At 45.0% G+C, this 25,360-nt stretch carries 27 protein-coding genes, 1 tRNA gene and 2 pseudogenes; 20 read left to right on the top strand and 10 right to left on the bottom strand.

What is annotated here, in order from left to right; translation table 11 throughout:
- Positions 1-219 precede the first annotated feature (219 nt).
- A complete protein-coding gene (locus V7728_RS01950) occupies positions 220-1,194 on the bottom strand; it encodes a LacI family DNA-binding transcriptional regulator (RefSeq protein ID WP_007407411.1) in 975 nt (324 codons plus the stop codon).
- Positions 1,195-1,584: 390 nt separating this feature from the next.
- Between V7728_RS01950 and V7728_RS01945 the strand changes: the two genes are divergently transcribed.
- The 4 genes from V7728_RS01945 to V7728_RS01930 all read left to right on the top strand — a co-directional run bounded on the left by V7728_RS01945 (position 1,585) and on the right by V7728_RS01930 (position 5,665).
- Positions 1,585-2,817, top strand: a complete 1,233-nt coding sequence (locus V7728_RS01945) for an MFS transporter (protein ID WP_020956388.1) — start codon at positions 1,585-1,587, stop codon at positions 2,815-2,817.
- 14 nt (positions 2,818-2,831) lie between these two features.
- The gene (locus V7728_RS01940; RefSeq protein WP_039063694.1) at positions 2,832-4,301 is read left to right on the top strand and encodes a glycoside hydrolase family 32 protein; all 1,470 of its coding nucleotides are present in this window, start codon (positions 2,832-2,834) and stop codon (positions 4,299-4,301) included.
- Between the two features lie 215 nt (positions 4,302-4,516).
- A tRNA-Arg gene (locus V7728_RS01935) sits at positions 4,517-4,592 on the top strand.
- A gap of 647 nt (positions 4,593-5,239) precedes the next feature.
- Positions 5,240-5,665 (top strand): site-specific integrase, encoded by a 426-nt coding sequence (locus V7728_RS01930; protein ID WP_309192756.1) that lies wholly within the window; start codon positions 5,240-5,242, stop codon positions 5,663-5,665.
- A 363-nt stretch (positions 5,666-6,028) separates the two neighbouring features.
- Here V7728_RS01930 and V7728_RS01925 read toward each other — a convergent pair whose 3' ends face one another.
- From V7728_RS01925 to V7728_RS01915, 3 genes are all read right to left on the bottom strand, one after another.
- Positions 6,029-6,880 (bottom strand): pentapeptide repeat-containing protein, encoded by an 852-nt coding sequence (locus V7728_RS01925; RefSeq protein ID WP_080130127.1) that lies wholly within the window; start codon positions 6,878-6,880, stop codon positions 6,029-6,031.
- 253 nt (positions 6,881-7,133) lie between these two features.
- The gene (locus tag V7728_RS01920; RefSeq protein WP_099567114.1) at positions 7,134-7,445 is read right to left on the bottom strand and encodes a hypothetical protein; all 312 of its coding nucleotides are present in this window, start codon (positions 7,443-7,445) and stop codon (positions 7,134-7,136) included.
- A 16-nt stretch (positions 7,446-7,461) separates the two neighbouring features.
- A complete protein-coding gene (locus V7728_RS01915; RefSeq protein ID WP_099567113.1) occupies positions 7,462-8,889 on the bottom strand; it encodes a lipase in 1,428 nt (475 codons plus the stop codon).
- 51 nt (positions 8,890-8,940) lie between these two features.
- Between V7728_RS01915 and V7728_RS01910 the strand changes: the two genes are divergently transcribed.
- The gene (locus V7728_RS01910) at positions 8,941-9,255 is read left to right on the top strand and encodes a DUF1433 domain-containing protein (RefSeq protein WP_012118522.1); all 315 of its coding nucleotides are present in this window, start codon (positions 8,941-8,943) and stop codon (positions 9,253-9,255) included.
- A gap of 161 nt (positions 9,256-9,416) precedes the next feature.
- Here the strand turns inward: V7728_RS01910 and V7728_RS01905 are convergent.
- Positions 9,417-9,554, bottom strand: a pseudogene (locus V7728_RS01905) (hypothetical protein); the annotation flags it as partial.
- A gap of 66 nt (positions 9,555-9,620) precedes the next feature.
- Here V7728_RS01905 and V7728_RS01900 point away from each other — a divergent pair.
- Positions 9,621-9,959 (top strand): DUF1433 domain-containing protein, encoded by a 339-nt coding sequence (locus V7728_RS01900; RefSeq protein WP_099567112.1) that lies wholly within the window; start codon positions 9,621-9,623, stop codon positions 9,957-9,959.
- 77 nt (positions 9,960-10,036) lie between these two features.
- Here V7728_RS01900 and V7728_RS01895 read toward each other — a convergent pair.
- Positions 10,037-10,135 (bottom strand): annotated as a pseudogene (locus tag V7728_RS01895) (XRE family transcriptional regulator); the annotation flags it as partial.
- A 241-nt stretch (positions 10,136-10,376) separates the two neighbouring features.
- On the opposite strand from V7728_RS01895, the gene V7728_RS01890 reads away from it, so the two are divergent.
- The 4 genes from V7728_RS01890 (at position 10,377) to V7728_RS01875 (ending at position 12,102) form a co-directional block, all read left to right on the top strand.
- Positions 10,377-10,664, top strand: a complete 288-nt coding sequence (locus tag V7728_RS01890; protein ID WP_132105784.1) for a DUF1433 domain-containing protein — start codon at positions 10,377-10,379, stop codon at positions 10,662-10,664.
- A gap of 178 nt (positions 10,665-10,842) precedes the next feature.
- Positions 10,843-11,181, top strand: a complete 339-nt coding sequence (locus tag V7728_RS01885) for a DUF1433 domain-containing protein (protein ID WP_236655730.1) — start codon at positions 10,843-10,845, stop codon at positions 11,179-11,181.
- Positions 11,182-11,394: 213 nt separating this feature from the next.
- On the top strand, positions 11,395-11,592 hold the full coding sequence (locus V7728_RS01880; protein WP_052827885.1) for a DUF3237 family protein: 198 nt from the start codon (positions 11,395-11,397) through the stop codon (positions 11,590-11,592).
- Between the two features lie 21 nt (positions 11,593-11,613).
- Positions 11,614-12,102 carry a phenolic acid decarboxylase gene (locus V7728_RS01875; protein ID WP_007407400.1) on the top strand — a complete coding sequence of 163 codons (489 nt, stop codon included), beginning with the start codon at positions 11,614-11,616 and terminating at the stop codon, positions 12,100-12,102.
- Positions 12,103-12,143: 41 nt separating this feature from the next.
- Here the strand turns inward: V7728_RS01875 and V7728_RS01870 are convergent, their stop codons facing one another.
- Positions 12,144-12,662, bottom strand: a complete 519-nt coding sequence (locus V7728_RS01870) for a GNAT family N-acetyltransferase (RefSeq protein ID WP_132105786.1) — start codon at positions 12,660-12,662, stop codon at positions 12,144-12,146.
- Positions 12,663-12,796: 134 nt separating this feature from the next.
- Here V7728_RS01870 and V7728_RS01865 point away from each other — a divergent pair, with 134 nt between their 5' ends.
- A complete protein-coding gene (locus V7728_RS01865; protein ID WP_094032512.1) occupies positions 12,797-13,426 on the top strand; it encodes a YczE/YyaS/YitT family protein in 630 nt (209 codons plus the stop codon).
- A gap of 79 nt (positions 13,427-13,505) precedes the next feature.
- Complete coding sequence (locus V7728_RS01860; protein WP_020956379.1) at positions 13,506-14,036, top strand: dihydrofolate reductase family protein; 531 nt, start codon at positions 13,506-13,508, stop codon at positions 14,034-14,036.
- A 31-nt stretch (positions 14,037-14,067) separates the two neighbouring features.
- Here V7728_RS01860 and V7728_RS01855 read toward each other — a convergent pair whose 3' ends face one another.
- From V7728_RS01855 to slrR, 3 genes are all read right to left on the bottom strand, one after another.
- Complete coding sequence (locus tag V7728_RS01855; RefSeq protein ID WP_014418938.1) at positions 14,068-14,268, bottom strand: hypothetical protein; 201 nt, start codon at positions 14,266-14,268, stop codon at positions 14,068-14,070.
- A gap of 140 nt (positions 14,269-14,408) precedes the next feature.
- On the bottom strand, positions 14,409-15,857 hold the full coding sequence (locus V7728_RS01850; RefSeq protein ID WP_309192771.1) for a carboxylesterase/lipase family protein: 1,449 nt from the start codon (positions 15,855-15,857) through the stop codon (positions 14,409-14,411).
- An 80-nt stretch (positions 15,858-15,937) separates the two neighbouring features.
- On the bottom strand, positions 15,938-16,393 hold the full coding sequence (gene slrR / locus V7728_RS01845) for an HTH-type transcriptional regulator SlrR (protein WP_003151541.1): 456 nt from the start codon (positions 16,391-16,393) through the stop codon (positions 15,938-15,940).
- Positions 16,394-16,637: 244 nt separating this feature from the next.
- On the opposite strand from slrR, the gene V7728_RS01840 reads away from it, so the two are divergent.
- From V7728_RS01840 to V7728_RS01805, 8 genes are all read left to right on the top strand, one after another.
- Positions 16,638-17,345 carry a YveK family protein gene (locus V7728_RS01840; protein ID WP_031378299.1) on the top strand — a complete coding sequence of 236 codons (708 nt, stop codon included), beginning with the start codon at positions 16,638-16,640 and terminating at the stop codon, positions 17,343-17,345.
- A 5-nt stretch (positions 17,346-17,350) separates the two neighbouring features.
- Positions 17,351-18,031: a CpsD/CapB family tyrosine-protein kinase gene (locus V7728_RS01835; protein ID WP_335371328.1), complete on the top strand. Its 681-nt coding sequence runs from the start codon at positions 17,351-17,353 to the stop codon at positions 18,029-18,031.
- 221 nt (positions 18,032-18,252) lie between these two features.
- Positions 18,253-20,070: a polysaccharide biosynthesis protein gene (locus V7728_RS01830; RefSeq protein ID WP_309192774.1), complete on the top strand. Its 1,818-nt coding sequence runs from the start codon at positions 18,253-18,255 to the stop codon at positions 20,068-20,070.
- 15 nt (positions 20,071-20,085) lie between these two features.
- On the top strand, positions 20,086-21,225 hold the full coding sequence (locus V7728_RS01825) for a glycosyltransferase family 4 protein (protein WP_076424568.1): 1,140 nt from the start codon (positions 20,086-20,088) through the stop codon (positions 21,223-21,225).
- Positions 21,222-22,064, top strand: a complete 843-nt coding sequence (locus V7728_RS01820; RefSeq protein WP_099567111.1) for a glycosyltransferase family 2 protein — start codon at positions 21,222-21,224, stop codon at positions 22,062-22,064. Before V7728_RS01825 ends, V7728_RS01820 begins: the two co-directional genes overlap by 4 nt.
- Positions 22,057-23,193: a glycosyltransferase family 1 protein gene (locus V7728_RS01815; protein ID WP_007407389.1), complete on the top strand. Its 1,137-nt coding sequence runs from the start codon at positions 22,057-22,059 to the stop codon at positions 23,191-23,193. Before V7728_RS01820 ends, V7728_RS01815 begins: the two co-directional genes overlap by 8 nt.
- Before the next feature lie 3 nt (positions 23,194-23,196).
- On the top strand, positions 23,197-24,300 hold the full coding sequence (locus tag V7728_RS01810) for an EpsG family protein (protein ID WP_032867035.1): 1,104 nt from the start codon (positions 23,197-23,199) through the stop codon (positions 24,298-24,300).
- 18 nt (positions 24,301-24,318) lie between these two features.
- Entirely contained in the window at positions 24,319-25,356 is a 1,038-nt protein-coding gene (locus tag V7728_RS01805) for a glycosyltransferase family 2 protein (RefSeq protein WP_007407387.1), read from the top strand.
- Positions 25,357-25,360: the final 4 nt, after the last annotated feature.

The following is a 25,360-nucleotide window of genomic DNA, read 5'->3' as shown; positions in this document are numbered from 1 at the left end:
TATTTACATGATACATTTTTGGTCAATAAAGGTCAAACAAAACGCTGACCAAAATGCCAACCTTTTCTTCTAACACCATTTTTCCCATAAAACAAAAAGTTCAAACAGCAAAGTGGAAATGAGGATGATCAATGCCGGAGCCTTGAGAAAATGATATGGCCGGAGCGCTCAAAATAGACCGCAATCGCGTCGCTACGTACGGCTTTTGGAAGGGTCTGACTACGTTGTCCGCCCTTCCAAAAGCCGTACCGGCAAATACGTTTCCAGCGGCAAATCATCAAATTCGCCTTCAATTTCTTTTGCTAAAATCTCGATGGCTGTTTTGGAAATCAATTCAATCGGCTGCTGGATGGTTGCCAAGTCCGGCAGAACCGATTGAACGGTTTCAGTGCCGTCATAACCGATCACTTTTAATTGATTCGGGATGTCTATTCCCCGTTTTTTGGCCTCGGTCATCACTGCAGCCGCCATGATATCATCGCTGGCAAAAATTCCGTCGGTGTCGGGCTGTTCATCGAATAATGTTGAAATAATGTCATGGTAATGCTGATAAAAGGGTACTTCATATGTAATAGGCTTCCGTCTGTGTTCATGCATGACGTCTTCGTATGCTTTTCTTCTGAGGTTTGCCGGTGTTTCGAGTTCAATCGGGCCGTTGATATGGACAATGTGCCGGCACCCTTTTTCAATCAGCAGTTCTGCCGCCTTTTTTCCGCCGTCATAGTTGTCTGAGCCGACGACGGGAATCGTGTCCGATAAGTAATGATCAATGGCGACAATCGGCAGATTTTGCTTGTGATAATTGAGAATTCCCCGGTTGTAAGTCACGGCGATCACGCCGTCCACTTGGTTTCTTATCAGCATCTCCAAATATTTTTCTTCCTTATCCTTTCGATGTAAACTGTTGCAAAGCAGCAGTTTGTAGCCCATGGACGTACAAATGCTTTCAATATGAAAGGCGAGTTCGCCGAAAAACGGGTTGCCGGAGTTTGGGATGATAAGCCCTATTAAATTGGTTCGTTTTCGGAATAAAGAGCGGGCCAGATCGTTTGGAAAGTAATTGATTTCTTCCATCGCCTTGTACACTTTTTCTTTTGTTTTTTCGCTGATATAGCCGCGGTTATTTAATACCCGCGAAACGGTTGTAGATGAAACTCCCGCTATTTTCGCAACATCATGAATGTTAGGCTTCATTCCCGTGCCCTCCTGCTTACTGAAATGGCTTACAATTTCCGTCACGCACTTATTTTAGAGAATCAGGCTGACATGTGCAAGGACATTCCGTGTTTCTGTTTTCATATAAAGAGGGTGCGTTTTGTTTGATTAAAATAATCAGAAAATTGTATGTCAACCGATTGACATATGGAACCGGTTGACATACAATTCTTTTTGAAAGCGCTTTATTTACGGAGTGAAGGGAAGTGACGGGTATGGAGAGATGGCTGGCGGCAATAAAGTGAAAGAATTAAGCAGCGATAGAAAGTAAGCGCTTACTCAGAGATCGCATGTATGTGATGAAAATGAAGAAGGAAGTATGCGGCTCTAAAACGGCTATTAAAAGGTCCTATTAAAGGAGCGGTGCAAATGAAAAGCTCAAAAAGTCTGTATTGGAAACTGAGTGCTTATTTCTTCTTTTTCTTTTTTACTTGGTCTTCCAGCTATTCTTTATTTGCGATTTGGTTAGGGCAGGAAATCAATTTAAACGGATCAGCGACAGGCATTATCTTTTCTGTAAACGCCGTATTTGCTCTCTGCATGCAGCCTCTTTACGGTTTTATCTCTGACAAATTGGGGCTGAAGAAAAAGATATTGTTTATGATCAGCTGTCTTCTCATATTCACGGGTCCGTTTTATATCTTCGTCTATGGGCCGCTTTTACAATACAACGTCTTTCTTGGCGCCGTTGTCGGAGGCTTATATTTGGGAGCCGCTTTTTTGGCAGGGATAGGCGCGATTGAAACGTACATTGAAAAGGTCAGCCGTAAGTATGATTTCGAGTATGGTAGATCAAGAATGTGGGGCTCGCTGGGCTGGGCGGCGGCTGCATTTTTTGCAGGGCAGCTTTTCAATATCAATCCCAATATCAACTTCTGGATCGCGTCTGTTTCAGCCGTCATATTAACGGCCATTATCATGTCTGTGAAAATAGAAATGACCGATCATGAGAAAAACAGAGCGGATTCGGTCCGGTTAAAAGACGTGGGGCGGCTCTTTTTACTAAGAGATTTCTGGTTTTTTATGCTGTACATTATCGGGGTGACTTGCATTTACGGCGTATATGATCAGCAGTTTCCGATCTACTATGCGTCTTTGTTTCCTTCAGTGTCGACGGGTAACCAAGTATTCGGCTATCTTAATTCATTCCAGGTGTTTTTGGAGGCCGGCATGATGTTTCTTGCGCCTTTTATCGTCAATAAGTTCGGGGCGAAAAACAGTTTGATTTTAGCGGGGTTTTTAATGGCTTTCCGCATCGTCGGGTCCGGAATTGCAGTTGAGCCTGTAGGCATTTCATCAATGAAACTCATCCACGCACTGGAATTGCCGATTATGCTGATCGCCGTTTTTAAATATTTGGCTGCCAATTTTGATACGCGTCTGTCGTCCGTCCTTTATCTCGTCGGTTTTCAATTCGCATCTCAGGCAGGCGCGTCGATTCTGTCGCCGCTTGCGGGAGGATTATATGACAGTGCGGGGTTCCGTCAAACCTATCTCATCATGGGAATCGTCGTCTTCGGTTTTACCGTCATCTCCATATTTACTTTATTGGGCCCGAAACAAAACAGCAGGCGTGTCCAGCGTCTGCAAAAAATCGGATAGAGAGGATGTTACAAATGGATAGAATTCAGCAGGCGGAAGAAGCTCTGAAGGAAGCCGAGGGTAAAGTGAAACAAAGATATCGATTGGGGTACCATATTATGCCCCGGGCGAATTGGATCAATGATCCGAACGGGCTTATTCAGTTTAAAGGAGAATACCACGTCTTTTTTCAGCATCATCCGTATGATGAGCATTGGGGGCCGATGCATTGGGGACATGTAAAAAGTAAAGATCTCATTCATTGGGAGCACCTGCCGGTTGCCTTAGCTCCGGGCGATGCATTCGACCAAAGCGGCTGTTTTTCGGGAAGCGCGGTCGATGATCATGGAAGATTAGCCCTCATCTATACAGGACATAATATAATTGATCAAGAGAAAGACCTATTCTATCAAACTCAAAATATCGCTGTCAGCCAAGATGGAATCGTGTTTGAAAAGCTTCAGGAAAACCCTGTTATTGCGGAACCGCCGGAAGACAGCGCCCGTCATTTCCGCGATCCGAAAGTATGGAAGCATCGCGATGTTTGGTATATGGTCATCGGCAACTCTTCAAAAGAAAACGTCGGACGGGTCGTTTTATACCGTTCACCTGATTTGCGTGATTGGGAATACGCGGGTGTTCTCGCCCAAAGTGACGGTAATCTCGGCTATATGTGGGAATGTCCTGATTTCTTTGAATTAGGCGGCAAGCATGTCCTGCTGATTTCGCCCCAGGGGATCGAGGCGGACGGTGATTCCTATCAAAATTTACATCAAACCGGCTATTTAATCGGTGACTATCATGATGAAACAAACAAATTTACACACGGCGCTTTTAAAGAACTGGATCACGGCCATGACTTTTACGCCGTGCAAACATTATTAGATGATAAAGGACGCAGAATTGCTATCGGCTGGATGGATATGTGGGAATCTGAGATGCCGACAAAAGCGGACGGATGGTGCGGTGCACTGACTTTGCCGCGAGAACTGACTTTGCGTGATGATCATAAACTTTTGATGAATCCCGTGGAAGAAACCAAGCAGCTGCGGAAAATGGAATATCGGGAATGTGCCGGACGATCGGTTTCAGGGAGTTACTTGGCAAAGACGTCGGAAGATCTGCTTGAAGTCCGAGCCGTGTTTGATGTAAACGATTCTGATGCCGAAACGGCAGGTTTTAAGATTCGCGGCCTAGACGAAGAAGAACTTGTGCTGACATACAATCTAACGGATAAAAAGCTGACACTTGATTGCACCAAGATGGGGAAAGCGAAAGACGGTGTGAGAAGGGTGCAGACGGATACAAACGGCAAGCTGGCGCTGCGTATCTTTATTGACAGATCCTCGATTGAAGTATTCGCCAATCATGGAGAAACAACGATGACAAGCCGTATCTATCCGAATGAAGGCAGATTGGGGATTGAGCTGTTTTCTGAGAAAGGCGCCGTAAAGGTTGAGGAATTCACCTATTGGACGTTAAAGGACATTTGGAAAAGAAGCTGAAACGGGTGATTACCGCTTTTTCTGCAGTGGGTGGAAATGTACCGAGCCGGGGGCAGTCCGCCTGAAATAAGTTTTTTGTGAAAATCAATGACGTTAAACGATGCAGGATTATGCTGCATGAGGACGCTGCATAATCCTGTTGTGCATTATCAAAAAAGAGTTGCTTTCTGCGCGTTTCTTTATTATAATATAAAGGTATCTGATTGAAAAAACGTGCGCTCGTAGCTCAGTTGGATAGAGCGGTGGTTTCCGGTACCACGTCTGTCGGGGGTTCGAATCCCTCCGAGCGCGTCCAATACGTTATAACCCCGTCATATCAACGTTTTCCGACGGTCCGTTAAGCGTTAAGTGTACGAAAAGTGTCCGGAAGGGCGCGAACCGGTAAAGAACGGGCCCGGCTTTAATCGGTCAGCTCGCTTCTCCTAAAACGAAACAGTCCGATTCAGCAAACGTAACCTCACGGATAAATAAATCCGGGAGGTTTTTTGTTATGGCGATTTTAAAACGTAGGCAAGGCGTCAGGAATCGGCGCGAGACTGACGGAATAGTAAAGAGCTTCAAAGCGACGAAATCCGTTCACGAAGCGTTAGGGATCGTATACGAGCTATTTGAAACGGAGAACTATCGCGATAGAACGATCAATGATTATCGGAAGTATTGGGCCAAATTCACGGAGGTAGTCGGTATCATGCCGTCTGATAACGTGACGGACCTCACGGAAAGATCATCTGCGGTCTTATATTACAACGATGCTCAACGTACGCGATCTTTCGCCAGTAACGATAAATATCCGTTTAGGCGGCATAAAGTCGATCCTTAGCCGAATGACTAAGCGCGGACTTCTAAACGAGAATCCAGCGAAAAGAGTAACGAAGCTGCAAGTCGATGAAAAGACAATAAAAATGCTCACGGATAGTCAAGTGCGGCGTTTCTTTAAAATGATCGATAAAGATACGTTTCCGGGCTTTCGCGATTATGTAGCGTTCCTTATTGCGCTGAAGTGCGGGCTTCGCTCGCTTGAAGGACTCAAGCCGGAAGATATCGACTTTGACAACCTCGTTATTATGCTGCCGGGCGCCGTCAACAAGAACCGTAAGAACAGAATGGTACCGATGACTGAACAGGTCGCGGAAGAGTTGCGGCAATTACTAACGGAAATGACGGAGTATTTCGGTAAATTTACGCATGTCTTCGTTAATCAGTACGGGGAGAAGATTGCGAAAGATCACTTGCGGAAGAGAGCTGCGAAGTACGGGGAAATGGCGGATTTAAAAAAGGAATGCCGACCGAGCCTTCATAGCTTACGACATTCCTTTGCGATTAACTATCTGAGAAACGCTACAAAAAATAATGGGGCACGCTGACCTCGCTTCTACAGAAATATATCTCGATTATGTAGACGATATCGTAATCGAGCAATACAGAAAAGCAAGTCGAAACGACACGTTAAAGATTTAAAAACAAAAAAAAGAACGCCATCCAGCGGAAATAAATCCGAAAGAAAGAACGTCCTAGCCTACGTCTATTATATCGGAAAGCTAAATTCCCCGAACTCCACACGCTACAGATACCGGATGGCACAGTATTATCAAGACCTAAATTATAAAAATCCTCAAAAATAAAGGAAAGCATAAAGCATATATTATTCATGACTAATATGTGCTTTCCTAAGACTGATAGTAAGACCATCTTCAAAAAGTTTCCTTTAATACTCAAACTGAACAAAATTAGTTAATCCAATGGGAAGGTCGTTGTATATGAGAGGGGAATGTTGTCTTTACATCACCTTTAGCCGAATTAATTTGCATTTGAGTTAAAAACATACTCGTAGATAAGTCTGCTCCCCTTAAATCAGTATCACGCAAATCAGCGCCAATAAAATCAACACCTCTTAAATCTGCATTCCTCATATCTGCAGCAATTAAATATGCTCCCCTTAAATCTAACGCCCTTAAATCTTTACCTCTTAATTTTTTGCCAATCCAATCGGCTCTTTCGTAATTATAATTCTTGGCATTTTTAGTGTCAGGTAACTTTGAAATTAAGCTTTCCCGAATATACTCGCTGGTTTCCGAAAGCAATTTGTTTAATGGAAATCTGTACACCACTAGATCAAGAGATAATAATTCTTCAGCATCGAGTTTTGTTAAGTTCTGCAATTCTTTTAACTGCACACTCAATTTATCAGACAAAGCATGGGGAATGTCATACGACAAGGCTTCTGCCGTGTACGCAATCATTTCATGTATTTGTTCCATGATCGGAAACACTCGGAACATTTTTTCTCTAATTTCAGGATTATCTCGCCAACTTTGACCTTTAAAAGTAATTTGAGAAACAACTTGTCCAGAACCTAAACAGTCAAACACTGTACAGCCCTTAAAACCTTTCTCTCGTAAGTTGCTGTGAATTTGACAACCATAATCAGATTGTAAATTAACACAAGGTGCACCTGCTGGCTTGTTAATTGGAAAATCGCTTGATGCTACAATATTAAGCGCTGTGCAGCAAAGTCCAAAGCACTTCGTACAATCAGCCGTTAAACTTTCTCTAATATTTTTGGCTGTTTCATTATCCATTTTTATACCCTCTTATCTTTAGTTAAATAACTTTTGAGTTTAATATACAAGATTCCTAAACAATCTTGATTGTTAAATAATAAATACCTTGTCAACTAGAAATTTTTGTAGACTTCTGCTACGCTACTTTTAATTGGTTTCAAAAATCTTTGTTCATGCTCTAGTCGATTAACTTTCCGCTTTAATGACTCGATAATCACATCTTTATTATTTTCGTTCATTTCATACTTAACTTGCTTTGCAGAGGGGCTTTTTATCTCGTTTTAAAGCTATTAACGAAAGTTTCTCCGTCGTTCTCCACATTAACAATAAGCTTGGCACTTTCACTGATCCGCTGCGCGAGAGCTTTTTGCGCCTTACCTTCAAAGCTGTTCAATAGTGCTGAATACACTTCATATAATTCATCTTTCAACGTATCCAGTTCGAATGTCGGTTTCAGCGTTCGGCGCACTGTCTCCAGTTTTGTCCCCGCTGCCTGCGTCATCCCTGTTTTCAGCATCTGCCGCTGCAGCCTTTTCTTCATCGGGTCGTCCTTGTGTTCTAAAAGTTCGTCTAATGTCGGCATTATGTATCCACCTCTATCATCTTAACCAGTTTGCGAGCATCTGGTCTTTTTTCTGAAATTCGTCTGCTATTTTATGTAAGAATCCGCCGATCTCTTCTAGGTCCGTGATTGCCGCCTGCAAAGAATCAATAAACGCCTGCTCAGCCTGAGTGTCGTAAAAAATCGGGCCTTTCTCGTAAGATAGCGCAATATCTTCAATGGTATTGGTCACGTCCTGTGCTTGAAGCTGGTCAAACAAGCCGTGTCCGACTTGACCGTAGAATTCTGTTTTCAGCTCGGCGATTTTTTCATCGTGCTCCTGATAGGCGTTCTGCGCTTCTTTTTTCATCGTCCGCAAATCCTCAGTCATAGCCTGCACCTTTTCAGCCAGCTTCTTTGCGTTTGTCGGCGTTACTTTTATCGCGTCTCCGCTTCCGATCGCACCGGCCGGCAGAAGAGCGCCGAGGTTTTTGTCAAAGACTAATTCATCTCCGTTCGGATTTGCGATAGTTCCGTTTCTATCGAACACGAAATTTGCTTCGTTTAAGCCGTGTGTATCCGGATTTCTCAGAATGACAGTAGTGAAGAAATAAGCGAGATTTTTTCCGATCTGCTCGCTCAATTTCCCATCAAGCCGCTGCTTCCGGCTGAACTGTGAGAGCGAGGGGTTTTTCGTGTAAATTGTGGTCCCGTTGTGGCGGTCGTATTCGTTCCAATAACCCGCCCCGACCATGTCGTCCGGATTGATAATTGACCGGATGTAAGGATCGTAAATGCCGCTGTTGATGTCTTTCTGTGTTTCCTCATCGTGCAGTTTCACGACGGAAGGACTGTTAAACGCGACGGCATACACATCATTATTCACCGCGCTGTATTCGGCCTCAGCGCCGCCGAGTGAATGGCCGGTTGTTGAAATAATCGTTGACGTTCCGGCATACTTTTTCTTTACGCTGCGTACCAGCTGATCGGCTTGATCGATTTGCGATGTTTTCGTTATCAGCTTATACTTTCCGGTTGTGAGCATGGCGTCTTGAGAGGGCGTTCCGTGATAGGCTCCGAGTGTTTTTGATGTATCCTTTGCGTCTTTTTTTACAATATAATGTACTTCTTTTTTCGGATCATTTCCGAAAACAATATTGCCGCCGTCCGCTTTTACGCCGTCATTGATCGGGTCTTTTCCGATATCGGTTCCTGCAAATGCGACGACCACGTTTTCGGGGTTTTTTGATTTTGTCCATTTTCCGTTTTTGGACTTGATGCCTTTTGAGAATACAAAGGCATCAAGACCCGTATCAGAATCCTGCTTCACTTTCTCAACGTACCAATATGACGTCTTACTTATTTTATAAGGAGTTTTATATTTCATATGCAGGGCTAACATTTTATAATTGTAAGCTGCTTGACTCAAACGGTAATATTCTTTATCTGTGACATTAGAGACGGTTATTTCTTTTCCTTTTGGCATATATACATCACCTTTCTTATATTGTAAAATAGTTCCGAAAGGATGATACGCATGAGAAAATACATTATTATCCTAATTGTTATAATTATAGCAGTGGGAGGTTTTTTCGTGAAGCGTCAATATGATAAACATAAAAACGAAGAAAAACTTGTGATTGAGGCGCAAGAGCACATGAAGAATTACTTAAAAAAAGACTATAAAAATGTACAGGAAGTTCATTTTTCAAAAGACTACAATATCGATCCGACAGGCGGAGTTGAAGTTTCAGGCTACATAAATAATAATAAAGAAAAAGAATTTTCCGGTATATATGATCCGACGAACAAGGAGATAGGTATTTCAGTGGTCAATGCCGAAGAAAGGTAAAATACCCACCTCAGGGATGAGTGGGTATTTATTTTGTTTAATTATCTTACAAAATTCGTGATATGTTTCTCATACAGTTCAAACCTATTCCTGAGATCAATCGCCTCTACCGTCTCATTTGTCGAGGTATCCCCGATATTAACAGTAAACGCGTACAAATATCATGACAACTCAGCGATAGGAAAAACGTCAGATAGCATTTTACTCGCTTTAAGTTCCAATCTTAACTTGTCAGCAACAATCGCGATGAATTCTGAATTGGTTAGCTTTGCTTTTGACATGCTGAAAGTATATTCATATCAAGTTTTCGCTCATTTCGTTTACTTAAGAACGACAGTTATTTATAGGAAAGGGTTGATTTCCAAATGAAAAAGTACATAATTATCTTTATTTTAATAATTGTAGCAGTTGGGGGACTTTTTATGAAGCATCAGTATGATCAAAAGGAAAAAGAGATTGCATTATTCGAAGAAGCCCAGAATCATATGAAAAAGTTTTTAACAACGAACTATAAAAATGTGAAAGATATCGATTTTTCTGAGGATTACTATATTAACCCAATGGGCGGTATTAGTGTTAAGGGTTATACTAACGGAAAAAAAGAGTTTGAAGGTCTATATGACCCAGGCAATAAAGAAATATTGTCATATACGGTTGATGCCGAACCAAAAGAAGAATGTAAAGATAAGCTTTGTACAAGATAAATTAGCCTGCTCAATCGAGCTGGACTAATTTTGTTGTATTGCTCTTCCTCTAATTTAATAATGAATAGTGTTGTGATATCATATCTTGTATTTGTTTTAAACCTGCTTATCGTAACCTCAGTTGAACCAACTAAATCAGCCAATTCCTTCTGGCTTTGAATTCCCTTCTCCTTCATAACTTCATTAAATCTAGATCTAACTATAAGCTTTTGTAGAAATTCGCACACTTTTAGGATAGTCTAACTAACGCTTATATAAAAGTAATCTCGATCACTGATATTTGATACATTGATGTTTTTTTAGACATGTACAACACTCTGAGGTTGATGTAAATTTAATCTAAGAAAGGATGAGTCTGTGAAGAAATACATGGTTGTCCTGATATTTGTAATAACTATAGCGTCAGGAAGTATCTACATGAAGTACCACCATGATAAAAAAGAAGCAGAGCAAGAACTTTTTAACCAAGCGAAAAATAAAATGGAAAGCTATATAAAAGCTAATTACAAAAATATAAAGCAAATTACATACATTAACGATTATAAAATAAATCCTATGGGTGGTATTTCCGTGAAGGGGTACTTGAATGGTAATAAGGAAAAAGAATTTTTCGGACTTTATGACAAAACGAATGCTGAAATAGGAGTTTCGTCAGTCGATGCAGAAGAGAAACCCGAATGTCAGGAAAAAGAATGTGAATACTAAAAGACGCAAAATAAAGAAGTTCTCTTGTTTGCCGGTTTATATGATCCGCTGTGAACATTGAAGAAAAACTTTAAGTCGCCTAAATAGCGTCTGTTTTTGTATGAATTAATGCACCGGATGTCACCACCATTTTTCTAGTCCGCGAGTTTCATCATAACTCATGGAAAGGATGAGTTCTATGAAAAAATATATTATTATCTTCATTATCTTAATAGCAGCCGGAGGTTTTATAATGAAGAGTATGAATGATAAAAATGTTCAGGCTGAAGAGATAAAGATTGCTCAAGAACGAATGGAGAAATTTATCAAAGCGAACTACGACGGAATACATAACGTTACATTTAAAGATAAATACGAAACAGATCCAATGGGCGGGATAGAGGTATTTGGCTATTACAACGATGATACATCGAATAAATTCGATGGTATTTATGATAAGGCCAATGACAAGATCATGGGGCACTCAATAGACGCTGTAAGTAAGAAAGAATGCAGAGATAAAGATTGTGATTACTAAGAAGACGCTCGTCTGGCGTTTTTTGATAGGAGCATACACTAAACGAAAAAGACAAGGGGTCGGCATTTGCCGCCCTTGTCTTTTTTCATTGAACATTGGAAAACATAATCAGAAACAGCTCATTATTTGACAGTCCATTTTAACAGCGTTACAATTAAACGTGTAAATAGTTACATGTTTAAATAAACATAATACCTCGGGAGGTGATACGTCTTGAATGAACCTTCTTTAAAAAAAGTCATTTATGAGTCAGTGAACCGCATCATTGATCCCGAGCACGTGTATTTCCGTACTGTGCCTGTGTTTGAAACAAGCAGCGAGGCATATCAGCATCTGCAGGACCGGCTGTTTATCGGGGCTGCGGTCCGATTGCCGGATGACATTCGGTTAGATATTTATGAAGTTCAATAATAAGATGGAGAGTGAGTCAACATGGAAAACTTTATCGGAAGCCATATGATTTACACGTATGAAAACGGCTGGGAGTATGAAATCTATATTAAAAATGATCATACGATCGACTATCGGATTCATAGCGGAATGGTAGGCGGCCGCTGGGTGCGCGACCAGGAAGTGAATATCGTCAAGCTGACAGAAGGCGTATACAAAGTGTCATGGACTGAACCGACAGGCACAGACGTTTCCTTAAACTTTATGCCGAATGAAAAACGGATGCACGGAATTATTTTCTTCCCGAAATGGGTGCATGAGCATCCGGAAATCACGGTGTGCTACCAAAATGATTACATTGACGTGATGAAAGAGTCACGTGAGAAATATGAAACGTACCCGAAATATGTTGTTCCCGAGTTTGCGGATATTACCTATCTCAACAATGCGGGAATCAATAACGAAGCACTGATTTCAGAAGCGCCGTACGAAGGAATGACCGATGATATCCGTGCGGGAAAATTAAAATAAGAGAAAAAACCCGGCAGCTTGGCCGGGTTTTTTGTATCCTTTTACGACAGGGTTTTGGTCATGATAAAGTCGACTTGCTTATCATCCCCCATATAAAAAGAGTGTTCTCCGGTTTGGACAAACCCCATTTTTTGATAAAAGGCGATTGCATTTTCGTTTTTTTCCCATACGCCCAGCCAGATTTTCTTTTTATTGTGTGCTGTTGCGATTTTCACAGCTTCATTCAGCAGATATTTGCCGAGTCCGTGTTTCTGGTGGTTTTTTCTTATATAAATTCGCTCAATCTCAAGAGAATCTTCACCCATTTTTTCTGATTGTGCTTCGTTCATGTTGACTTTTACATACCCCGCAAGGTCATCGTGATAATAAACAAAATAGAATTGAGAAGACAGATTGGATAATTCCTTTTTCAGCTGTTCAGAGCGGAATGCATTTTCCAAATAAGCTTTCATATTTTCTGGTGAATTTTGATCCTTAAATGTATCATTGAATGTTTCAATGCTTATCTCCCGGAGCTCTGTTATATCGTTAAGGCTGCACTTTTTTAATTTAATACTCATGGTCAATACAGCTCCTTTCTTCATTTATCATATCAGCTGATTTTTTGTTGTATTTGCAATGAAAATACCGTATAGTAAACATACCGTATTTTTGTTGTATTTGCAACATAAAATAAGAAAATGAGGACGATAAAGTGAAATATGTTTTTTATGTTTTAGGAATCATGATCTTGACCTTTGGTATTTCTGTCACGATTCAATCAGATCTTGGAACGTCTCCTTTTGATGCGCTTATTGTGGGATTATCCGTCCATGCAGGGCTTACCGTGGGAAGCTGGGAAATCATCATCGCTTTCCTGTTAATTTGCTGTAATTCAATGTTAAAAAGACAAAGACCGGAATTTACAGGGATGATTACGGCGTTTATAACGGGAATCGGGATTGATATGTGGCTTTTTTTTCTGCACCGAATCATAACGCCTGAACCATGGTACGGAAAAGCGGGCTGTTTTGCAATCGGTTTAGTTGTGATAGGGATAGGAACCGCAACCTATCTGCACACAAATTTCGCACCGATCCCGGTTGATCGGTTAACGTTAATTGTCCGCGAATTAACCGGGAGAAGCATCTTTTTTTCAAGAACGGTCATTTACTTCATATTTTTCATACTGGCCGTGATGCTAAAAGGTCCGGTAGGCATCGGAACGTTATTAACCGTTTGTTTAGGAGGGGTCATTCTCCATTTCTTTATGCCGATTACCGGAAGATGGATAGACGGCATATTAACAGCATCTCCAAAGCAGGAAGAAACGAAAACCCGGTAACGGGGGTTTTTACCCGATGCTATCATTTTTCATTTCATCCGCATGTTCAAGGTATAATAAAAAAGGGGGAGGGATTTTTATGAGCGGTCAAAGAAAGCTCGTTTTTTACGGAGCTGTCAGCGCAGATGGCTATCTTGCGCGGGAAAATCACTCTTTAGATTGGTTAATCGGAACTGAAGGTGAAGACGGCACCGATTATGAAGCTTTCTATGAATCTGTCGATACGATCATCATGGGCAGAAAAACATACGAGGACATATTGGTTTTATTGCCTGAGGAATTTCCGTACAAAGGTAAAGAATGCTATGTGTTTTCGCGGACATTGACCGGGGGCACTGAACATGTGCGGTTTATTCATGAAGAGCCTGCCGATTTTATAAAAGCATTGAAACGCCAAGAAGGCAAGCGGATTTGGATTGTCGGCGGGAGTGAGCTGCTGCACCCGGTTTTGGAGGAAAAACTTGTCGATGAGTTTATCATTCAGATCGCCCCCGTTCTGCTCGGCCGCGGAATTTCTTTGTTCAAACCCGGAGACCGGGAGACAGGGCTGAAGCTGACTGATGTCAGGCGCTATAAGCAATTTGCGGAGTTGCATTATGAAGTGAGATAAAATGAAGTGTATGAAAGAAACCCAGTAAAGGTTACCGGGTTTCTTTTTCATGTTTGTTTTTATGTTTTGAAATGGTGTGGGCCGGCCCGCATGAAAACCCTGCAACCATGATAACAACCCCTATCCACCTCACGGCATAGAAATCAGTGTCGCGCAGGAAGATAAATGAAACTAAGGTCATAAGCGCCCCGATTATAACGGCAGCTGTGCCGATAATACTTGATTTCTCCATATAAAAACTCCTTTATGAATGTTTGGTTAACGTATTGGGTTAGAATATAACATATCAGGGTAATGCGGAAATGGATTTTCTGCGATGTCTGAAGTAAGATGAAAACGAAACGCCAAGGGAGCCGGCTCCCCTGGCGTTTTTTATGCTTGAAACAAGATGCGGCGTTTTGCTGAATCGGGATCACTTTCGACAGCGGTATCCGTGTTGAAAAGCAAAGTTTCGCGTGAATCGGTATCATATTCAGGCCAATTGAAGTGAGAGGTGTTCGGGTTTCCGGTTTTTGCAAAAGCGAGCCATGCGGATTGGATTTGTTTGGAAAGCTGTTCTGCGTCATCACCGAGCGGTTCTTGCAGCGTCTTTCTCAAAGAATCAAAGTTTCCGAACACAAACGGCAATTCCAGAGCGTGAACGGCTTTATGAAACGGCGGTGTTTCGCCATGCCAATCAAAGCGGTACATCCAGACCGGTGCGTGCTGCGACTGTCCTTGTGCGAAAGCGACAGCCGGCCGCCAGAAAATCAGATCCGTCATCATATCGATTTGTCCCTTTAATGAATGCGGATATAAATCTGCTGCTTGCTCGGTGCAGTTCTCTCCGAGGTGATAATGCAAATAATCTTGCTGCTTTTTCTCGGAATGAATGTCTGTATCAGGGGTGAAAAACAAATATGCTTCATCACGATTGGTTCCGATGATCATAGGTATGCCTTCTGCGGCCCCGTCTGCTATGGCTTTCACCGGTTCCGCAGGCAATGTGGCCGGATCGATGGCGGGCTGAAACAAAAGCTGAAAAATGTTTTGATCTAGTGAGCGCCGCACTTTATCCGCAGTCTTAAGCAGGTCATTAACGGAAAGCTCCTGCAATTGATCAGTGCCGGCTTCATGAATAAATGCCGCCGCGATGTCTTTTGCCATGTCCGCCGGGATCGTATGAGAGGCGCCGCTTTCTAAAATGGCTTTATGAAACAGGCCTTTTGCGTCAGACATTGCCATAAGCGCAGCGATGCTCATGCCGCCTGCCGATTCACCAAATATCGTGACGTTATCCGGGTCTCCTCCGAATTCGGAGATATTGTCCTTCACCCAGCGCAGCGCGGCGATCTGATCGAGCATCCCGATATTGGCGGAATACGCGTCATGAATAGAAGACAAATGTAAAAAGCCTAACGGTCCGAGCCTGTAATTGAGTGTGACTACAATGACATCTCCGTCAGCGGCAAGGGCAGATCCGTCGTAAAGCGGTTCGCTTCCGGCACCTAAATAAAATGCCCCGCCGTGTATCCATACCATGACAGGCTTTTTTTCGCCCTCTGAATCGGGGGCGAAAACATTGAGGTAAAGGCAATCTTCAGATTGAGCCGGTATATCTCCGGAAAACGATATAGACAGCATATCATCCGGCTGCGGACAAACCGGTCCGAACGAATCGGCATGTTTTACGCCGTCCCAAGGTGCGGGCGGCTCCGGCGCTTTAAATCTGAGCTCTCCGACGGGCGGCTTCGCGTACGGTATGCCCTTCCATATGCGGGCACCGCGGCCGGCAGTTCCTTTCAGTGCGCCGGAGCGGGTTTGAACGGTAAGTTTTGTCATGATTTCATCCCCTTTTTTCTTTTCATTATAAACAGAGATGAAGACATGAAGCGAATAAAAGCCTTTTCATCAGCATATCATCAGTAACGCTTCCGTTCTAAAAATGATCTGACTTCCTGAACGGACAAGCCGAGTTCTTTGGCTTCCTGCATCAGCGCTTTCCATTCCTCAATGTTGGATTCAGTCAGTTTTCTGTTGCGGTAGGGTGCGGGCTCCGGGCGTTTTTCAGTCAGTTTGTTCGTAAAGGTGAACAGTTCTTCTTTCGGCATGCCCGACTGCACGGCCTGCACAAGGTGGATGCGCCACTCATCTTCCGTGCCTCCCATGTGATGCAGCATCGTTTCGGCATCAAAAAGCTCCGTCAGATCGACCTGCAGGGTGGCGGATACTTTTTTCAGAAATTGGATGGACGGATTTGAGTGAACCCCCCGTTCTATCTTGCTTAAATAAGATTTAGAGACACCTGCTTCAACTGCTAGCTGATTAATAGAGTAGCCTTTTCTTCTGCGGTATAAACGAATTATTCTTCCAATCATTGTGCTGAATTCTCCCCTGTATACTGGCATTTTTTTGTTCATTATAAGAAATTTTTCGTTCTTTATAAAATTTAAAATTATAAGGTAAGTGCAGTAAATAAGAGGAAAATCATGATAATGTTCTTTAAAAAGAACTAAATGGCTTAATTTGAAATTTTCAAATTTCGACCTTTTCTTTTATAATCCAATCATTAACAGAAGGGGGCGTTTAAGCCTGATGCAATAAGGATGAGGCTGTAATTACATGAATGAGAATATGAGTTTTAAAGAATTATTTGACATTATTAAACACAGATTTTTACTGATTTTTATCATGACAGCAGTTGTAACGCTGGTGACGGGATACATCCAATTCCGGGTGATTTCGCCCGTTTATCAGTCATCGACCCAAGTGCTCATTCATGAAACAAGCGGTGAAAAAAATTCTAATCTCAGCGACGTTCAGCTGAATCTTCATTACAACAATACGTTTCAAACGATAATGAAAAGCCCGGTTGTGCTTGAGAAAGTGAAGCAGACGCTGCATCTTTCTGAGACGGCATCCGCTTTAAAAGCAAAGATCACGACAAGCAGCGAAACCGATTCAGAGATCATTACCGTAGCGGTGCAGGACGAGAATCCGAAACAGGCCGCCGCTATAGCGAACACGCTGATGAAGACATTTAAAAAAGAAGTCCGTGACAGGATGAATATAAAAGGCGTCATTGTTTTGTCTGAGGCAAAAGCATCGGAAAGCCCGATGGTCAAGCCTTCGCGCATCAGGAATATCATGATGGCGTTCGGTGCGGCTCTCATGGCGGGTGTGACGCTTGCGTTTTTTCTCCATTTTCTTGATGAAACCGTTAAAAGCGAGCGGCAGCTCAGCGAAAAAACAGACTTGCCTGTTTTAGGGGTTGTGTATGACATCAAAAATCAGCAGACACGGTCTGATGAAAAACATTTCGGGGAGTGAGGCGTTTGGGATTCAGAAAAAAGAAATCAAGAAGGGGACTGGCTCAAATATCCGTTTTACGTCACAAATCATTGGTGGCTGAACAATACCGCACCATTCGGACAAATATTGAGTTCTCCTCTGTTCAGACCCATTTGCGCTCTATTCTCGTCACTTCTTCCGTTCCGGGAGAAGGAAAATCATTCAGCGCCGCCAACCTTGCCGCGGTATTTGCGCAGCAGGAAAAAAAGGTGCTGCTCGTCGATGCGGATTTACGAAAACCGACGATACACGAGACCTATCAGCTTGAAAATGTACAAGGCCTTACGAATGTGTTAGTCGGAAACGCTTCCCTCGGCGAAACGGTGCAAAAAACGCTGATTGATAACCTTTACGTCTTAACGAGCGGGCCGACGCCGCCGAATCCGGCTGAGCTTTTATCTTCAAAGGCGATGGGAGAGCTGATTCAGGAGATGTACAGCCGGTACAGTCTGGTTATTTTCGATTCACCTCCGCTTTTGGCTGTGGCGGACGGACAGATTTTAGCGAACCAGACAGATGGAAGCGTTCTCGTCGTCTTGAGCGGAAAAACGAAAATGGATACCGTCCAAAAGGCGAGAGACGCTCTCCAGCAGTCAAAGGCAAAGCTTTTGGGGGCGCTGCTGAATAAAAAGAAAATCAAAAAAACGGAGCACTACTCTTATTGAGCGGTGCAGGTGATGTCTCCTTACCTTTATCAACGGAGGCACTCGGCTCTGCTGTGGGCGGCGTTTTTCGCCGCCTTAGATGCTGGTCGTCGGTGGCGGGGTGTGAGGACGGGTTAAATGCCCAATTTTATCTTAAGATGATGCATTGTTATCGGCTTAGCTGTTATGTCTGTTTTTACGAAAACCGTATCAGCTAAACCGATAAATGAGGAGGGGAAAGATTGACTTACCGGAGAAGACTTTCAATGATTTTTGCATTGGATACGTATCTCGTTTTACTTTCCGTTGTTATAGGATATCAATTTTTTGAGGATTCTTATCACTTTTATGACTCCGGAGCGTTGCTGCTGACTGCCGTGAGCATGCTGATCAGCCATCATGTATGCGCTTTTATGTTTCACCAGTATAAGCAGGTATGGACGTACACGGGAATAGGCGAGCTGCTTGCCTTAATGAAGGGGATCACGCTGTCAGCAGCTGTGACAGCCGCCGTCCAATACGGGGTGTTCCACACGATTTTGTTCCGGCTGTTGGCCGTCAGCTGGATGGTTCAGTTATTGTTCATCGGAGGAAGCCGGATGATTTCACGGGTGCTGAAAGAAACGATCGGCAGGAAGCAAAATGACTCTTCCAGGGCGCTGATCATCGGCGCAGGTGCGGGGGGGACGCTGCTCGTCCGTCAGCTTACCCAGAAAAACGATCTCGGAATCATGCCTGTGGCTTTTATTGATGATGATCAGACGAAGCATAAGCTCGAAATCATGGGCCTGCCCGTCATCGGCGGAAAAGAAAGCATTATGCCGGCGGTGCAGAGGCTGAGAATCCACCATATTATCATTGCCATTCCGTCTCTTTGCACCCATGAGCTTCAGACGTTATACAAAGAATGTGTGCAGACGGGCGCCCATATTAAAATCATGCCGCAATTTGATGAGATCCTGCTCGGAACGCAGGCTGCCGGACACATCAGAGATGTAAAAGCCGAAGATCTGCTCGGCAGAAAGCCGGTCACCCTTGATACGAGCAAAATTTCTGACAGCATCAAGGGAAAAACGATTCTGGTCACAGGCGCCGGCGGCTCAATCGGTTCTGAGATCTGCCGCCAGATCAGCGCGTTTCTTCCGCGGGAAATCGTCCTTCTCGGCCACGGGGAGAACAGCATTCATTCCGTACATACCGAGCTGTCCGCACGCTTCGGCAAAGAGGTGCTCTTTCACGCGGAGATCGCCGATATTCAGGACAGAGATAAAATCTTTACTTTGATGAAAAAATACGAGCCGCACGTCGTCTATCATGCGGCTGCCCATAAACATGTGCCGTTAATGGAACATAATCCGGAAGAAGCCGTTAAAAACAACATTATCGGCACGAAAAATGTCGCCGAAGCCGCCGACATGTGCGGAACGGAAACATTCGTGCTGATTTCTTCTGACAAAGCGGTCAATCCGGCCAATGTCATGGGCGCGACGAAACGGTTTGCGGAAATGGTCATCATGAACCTCGGAAAGGTCAGCAGCACCAAATTCGCCGCCGTCCGTTTCGGAAATGTGCTCGGAAGCCGCGGCAGCGTCATTCCGATTTTCAAAAAGCAGATTGAAAAAGGCGGACCCGTCACCGTCACGCACCCGGCGATGACAAGATATTTTATGACGATTCCCGAAGCGTCAAGACTCGTCATTCAGGCCGGGGCGCTTGCAAAAGGGCGGCAGATTTTCGTTCTGGATATGGGAGAACCCGTCAAAATTGTCGATCTGGCAAAAAACCTGATTCATTTATCAGGCTATACGACAGAACAGATTCCCATCGAATTCTCCGGCATCCGCCCGGGAGAAAAGATGTATGAAGAATTGCTGAATCATAATGAAGTACATACGGAGCAGATTTTTCCGAAAATCCATATCGGGAAAGCGGTGGACGGGAATTGGGCCGTGCTCATCCGTTTTATGGAGGAATTCAGCCGTCTGCCTGAAGAAGAGCTGAGAAAAAGGCTGTTTGAGGCGATCGAATCAGTACATGAAGAAGCGGCCGCAGGCGTGTGATGGGAGGACAGAAAGATGACGAAAAAAGTATTATTCTGCGCCACTGTCGATTATCATTTTAAAGCCTTTCATCTTCCGTATTTTCAATGGTTTCAGGATATGGGCTGGGAGGTGCACGTCGCGGCAGGCGGCAATATGAATCTTCCGTTCGTTGATGAAAAGTTTTCCATTCCGATCCGGCGCTCGCCGTTTCATCCCGAAAATCTTTCTGTTTACAGGCGGCTGAAACGGCTCATTCAGGACAACGGCTACGACATGATTCACTGCCATACGCCGGTCGGCGGCGTGCTCGCACGCCTTGCTGCGAGACAAGCGCGCCAAAAAGGGACAAAGGTGCTGTACACCGCGCACGGCTTTCACTTCTGCGACGGAGCGCCTCTGAAAAACTGGCTTCTTTATTACCCGATCGAAAAATTTCTTTCTTCTTATACGGATTGTCTGATTACGATTAATGAAGAGGATTACGAACGGGCCAAGCAAATGAAAAAAACAGATTACGGCGCGAAGAAAATACACGGCATCGGCGTGAATACAGACAGGTTTCGCCCTGTGAGCCGGGAAGAGAGTGAACGTCTGAGAGAAAAACACGGCTTCGGCGCCGGGGAATTTATTCTCGTATATCCCGCTGAATTAAACGGCAATAAAAACCAGGGACTTCTCATTGAGACTGCGGCACTGCTGAAGAACCGCATCCCGGAGCTGAAACTCGTATTTGCCGGAGAAGGCGCGATGGAAGAGCCGTACAGAAAAAAGGCTGAATCACTCGGTGTATCTGACATTGTGCGGTTTTACGGTTTTTGCCGCGATATTCATGAACTGATTCAGCTTGCTGATCTGTCTGTCGCCTCAAGCATCCGCGAAGGGCTCGGCATGAATCTGCTTGAAGGAATGGCTGCCGAAAAGCCGGCCGTTGCCGCGGACAACAGGGGGCACCGTGAGATCATCGAAGACGGTGTGAACGGTTTTCTCGTGCCGGCCGGGGACAGCGCGGCATTTGCCGATCGGATTGAAAAGCTGTACCGCTCCCCGTGTCTGCGAAAAGCAATGGGACAAGAAGGGCGCAGGACGGCGGAATGTTTTTCGGAAACACGTACGGTAAAGGAAATGGCGCACATTTACGCCGGTTATATGGATAAAAAGGAGAAAAGCGTATGAATGCAGGAGCACAACCGAAAATTTCCGTCATCATGGGAATTTATAATTGCGAAGAGACTTTAGCGGAGAGTATTGAATCCATCCTGAGCCAATCTTATAAGAATTGGGAACTGATTATGTGTGATGACGCGTCAACTGACGGAACGTATCAGATTGCGCGCCGTTACGCGGATCATTACGGCGACCGGATTACGCTGATTCAAAATCAGACAAATCAACGGCTTGCCGCTTCGCTGAACCGCTGTCTGACATACGCAACGGGGGATTATATCGCCAGGCAGGACGGTGATGACATCTCCAACCCGAGGAGACTGGAAAAACAGGCCGCTTTCTTAAACAAGCACGCCCACTATCAAGTCGTAGGCACGGGGATGCTCGTATTTGACGAATTCGGCGTAAGGGGCGCCCGGCTTTTGCCGCCCGTGCCGAAACCGGGAATTATGGCGAAAGGCACACCATTCTGCCACGGCACCATTATGATGCGGGCCGAAGCGTACAAAGCGCTTGGCGGCTACCGGTCAGTCAGGCGGACGCGGCGGATGGAGGATATCGATTTGTGGCTGCGCTTTTTTGAAGCGGGTTTCCGGGGGTACAATCTCCAAGAAACGCTGTATAAAGTCAGAGAGGACAGTGATGCGTTTAAAAGAAGATCGTTTACGTATTCCATTGATAACGCGGTCCTCGTTTTTCAGGCATGCAGACGGCTGAAGCTGCCGCTTTCCCATTACGCGTATATCGCAAAACCGCTCATCCGCGCCATTACGCCGCCCGCGGTCATGAACCGTTATCATAAAAACAGGGACATCCGCCAAAAAGAAGGGCTTGCCGAACATGACTGACAAACCGATGCGGGTGCTGCACATCTTCAGCGGGATGAACAGGGGCGGCGCAGAAACGATGATGATGAATTTGTACCGGAAGATGGACAGAACGAAGGTGCAGTTTGATTTTTTAACCCATAGGAACGATCCGTGCGCTTATGATGAGGAAATTCTCGCTCTCGGCGGACGGCTTTTTTATGTGCCGAGCATCGGCAGCACAAACCCGATTACATTTGTGAAACAGGTCAAGCGGGTGATTCAGGAAAAAGGCCCGTTTGCCGCCGTGCACGCCCATACCGATTTTCAGTCGGGATTCATCGCGCTTGCCGCTCGTTTAGCCGGCGTCCCGGTGCGGATCTGCCATTCGCACAGTACGTCGTGGCGGGGGCGGGCGTCGCGGCTTGCCGGGATGCAGCTGTTTGTTTTCAGACGGCTGATCACGGCAAACGCCACGGCACTGTGCGCCTGCGGAGAAGACGCGGGCCGTTTCTTATTCGGGAAAGAAAAAGACGTGCATCTTTTGCCGAACGGCATTGATCTCGACTTATTTGCCGGCGGGTGCGCGGACACAGAAGCTGAAAAAAGGAAGCGGGGCATTGCAGGCGGCCGTTTGGTGATCGGCCATATCGGCCGCTTTACAGAAGAAAAAAACCACGAATTTCTGCTCCGGCTGGCCGCTGATATGAAAGAGCGGGGCATCGGCTTACAGCTGATTCTCGCCGGAGACGGTCCGCTTCGCACCGATATGGAAAATCTGGCGGCGAAGCTGGGGCTTGATGATGATGTGCGTTTTATCGGCATAGAAGACCGCGTTCATGCCCTGCTGAAAACGCTGGATGTATTTGTCATGCCGTCTCTTTATGAAGGGCTGCCCGTCACGCTCGTTGAAGCGCAGGCCTCCGGGGTGCCGTGCGTAATATCAGACGGCATAACGGAAGAAGCCGATGCCGGGCTCGGGCTGGTCAAAAGGCTCAGCCTCAAAGAACCGCCCGGACAATGGGCATCCGCGGTGTTACGGGCAGCAGAGGCGGCAAAGCCTGACGGGGAGCGCATTAAAGAAACCCTCAGACGGCAGGGATATGACGCGGGAGAAAATGCGGGGGCTGTTATGAAGCTTTACAATATGAATTGGAAAAAGGAACAGTAACGAATGATTGTATATGTAGTCAATATGGGAATTGTTTATATTTGGTCATGGTTCGCGAAAATGTGCGGCGGGCGTGATCAATCGCTTTCGACCGGATACCGGCCGAATCAGCTCGTCATGATCGTTCCGCTGCTTTCGCTCGTATTGGTCTCCGGTTTGCGCTACAGAGTCGGGACGGATTTTCAGACGTACGCGCTGATGTACAAGCTGGCGGGAAATTACGGAAGCATTTGGGAGATCTTCGGGTTCGGAGCGAAAAAAGCAGCCGTTGATCCGGGGTTTACGGCTCTCATCTGGCTCATGAATTTTATCACGAAAGATCCGCAAATCATGTATTTCACCGTGGCGGTCGTGACGTGCAGCTTTATTTTAAAGGGGCTCGTTGAGTTCGGCCGTCCGTTTGAGCTGAGTGTGTTTTTGTTTTTGGGCACGTATCACTATTACGCTTCCTTTAACGGGATCAGGCAGTATATGGTGGCGGCCGTTTTGTTTTGGGCAGTCCGCTACGTGATCAGCGGAAGCTGGAAGCGTTATATGTCAATCGTGCTGCTGTGTTCGCTTTTTCATTCCTCAGCGCTGATTATGATTCCGGTTTATTTTCTCGTCAGAAAAAAAGCCTGGTCGCCCGCGATTTTCGGACTGTCGGCATTGTTTCTTCTTATGACGTTTCTGTATCAGAAGTTCATTTCGCTGTTTGTCGTCGTGCTGGAAAACAGCTCATACGGCCATTATGAGAAATGGCTGATGACCAATACGAACGGGATGAACGTCGTAAAAATCGCGGTGCTGCTTCTGCCGCTGTTTTTGGCTTTCTGCTATCGGGAGCGGCTGCGGAAGCTCTGGCCTGACATTGATGTCATCGTGAATTTCTGTCTGCTCGGCCTGCTCTTCGGTCTTTTGGCGACAAAGGATGTTATTTTCGCCCGGTTTAATATATATTTCGGCCTGTACCAAATGATCTTGATCCCTTATTTTGTGAGAATTTTTGATGAAAAATCAAATGCGCTGATTTATATCGCCATTATTGTCTGTTATTTTCTTTACAGTTACTTGCTTATGCCGGTCGATTCGTCTGTGCTTCCGTACAGAACGATTTTTTCCCGGTAATGGACACTGGAGGTTTATATGGAAACACCCGCGGTCAGTTTATTAATTGCTGTGTATAATACGGAAACTTATTTAGAAAGATGCTTAGATTCATTGCTCAATCAGTCGCTCGCCAATATCGAAATCGTGGCCGTTAATGACGGGTCAACGGATCAAAGCCCGGCGATTCTTGAAACCTATCAGAAGCGGGATGAGAGAATCCGGGTCATTCATCAGCAAAACCGGGGGCTCGGCGCGGTCCGCAACAAGGGCATTGAGGCGGCGCGCGGCGAATTTATCGCTTTTATTGATGCGGACGACTGGGTTGAACCTGATTATTGCCTGCGCATGTATGAAAAAGCGAAGGCTGATCAGGCTGATCTCGTGATTTGCGAATATGCGGCCGAATTTGCGGATACGGGGAAAACCGCCGTTTCAACGATCGCTTCAGCGTACGCGGGGCGCCCGAAACAACTGTACCTGAAAGATTTATTTGAAGGAAGGGTCAGCGGTTTTTCATGGAACAAGCTGTACAAAAGAACGATGATCGAGCATCATCAGCTGCGCTTTCCGCTTCGTGATGAGCTGGAGCACGTGGAGGATCAGTACTTCAGCCTCCGGGCGCATGTTTTCGCAGGTGCGGTCTCGTACGTGGATCAGCCGCTCTATCATTATCGGATTCACTTGACTTCCATTGTGCAAAGCTATCAGAAAAAGCTGTTTGACTCAGGTCTCGTTCTCTATCGGCTGAACGAGGCTTTTTTGCGTGAAAACGGCTGCTTACAGGAATACCGGCAGGAGCTGGATTTTTTCATCGTTCAGCACGGAACAGTCTGCCTGCTGAATGAATGGAAGCGGAATAACGGCGGCCGGTTTTCTGAGAAGTGGAAGAATATCAGCCGGATATGCGCTGATCCCGTGTTTCGCCTGAGCCTTTCCAAAACCGGAACGGCGCCGTTTGACGCCAAACGCTCATGCCTTCTGCTTTTGGCGAAGCTGAAGCTGATTCCGTTCGTGTCGCTGGCATCAGCCGCGTATCAGCGGGCAATCGAGTACAAAATGAAAATCAGAGGGTGAAGAC

The organism is Bacillus sp. JHAA (genome assembly GCF_036961585.1).
Taxonomy (GTDB): domain Bacteria; phylum Bacillota; class Bacilli; order Bacillales; family Bacillaceae; genus Bacillus; species Bacillus velezensis.
This window is presented reverse-complemented; position numbering and strand designations above follow the sequence as displayed.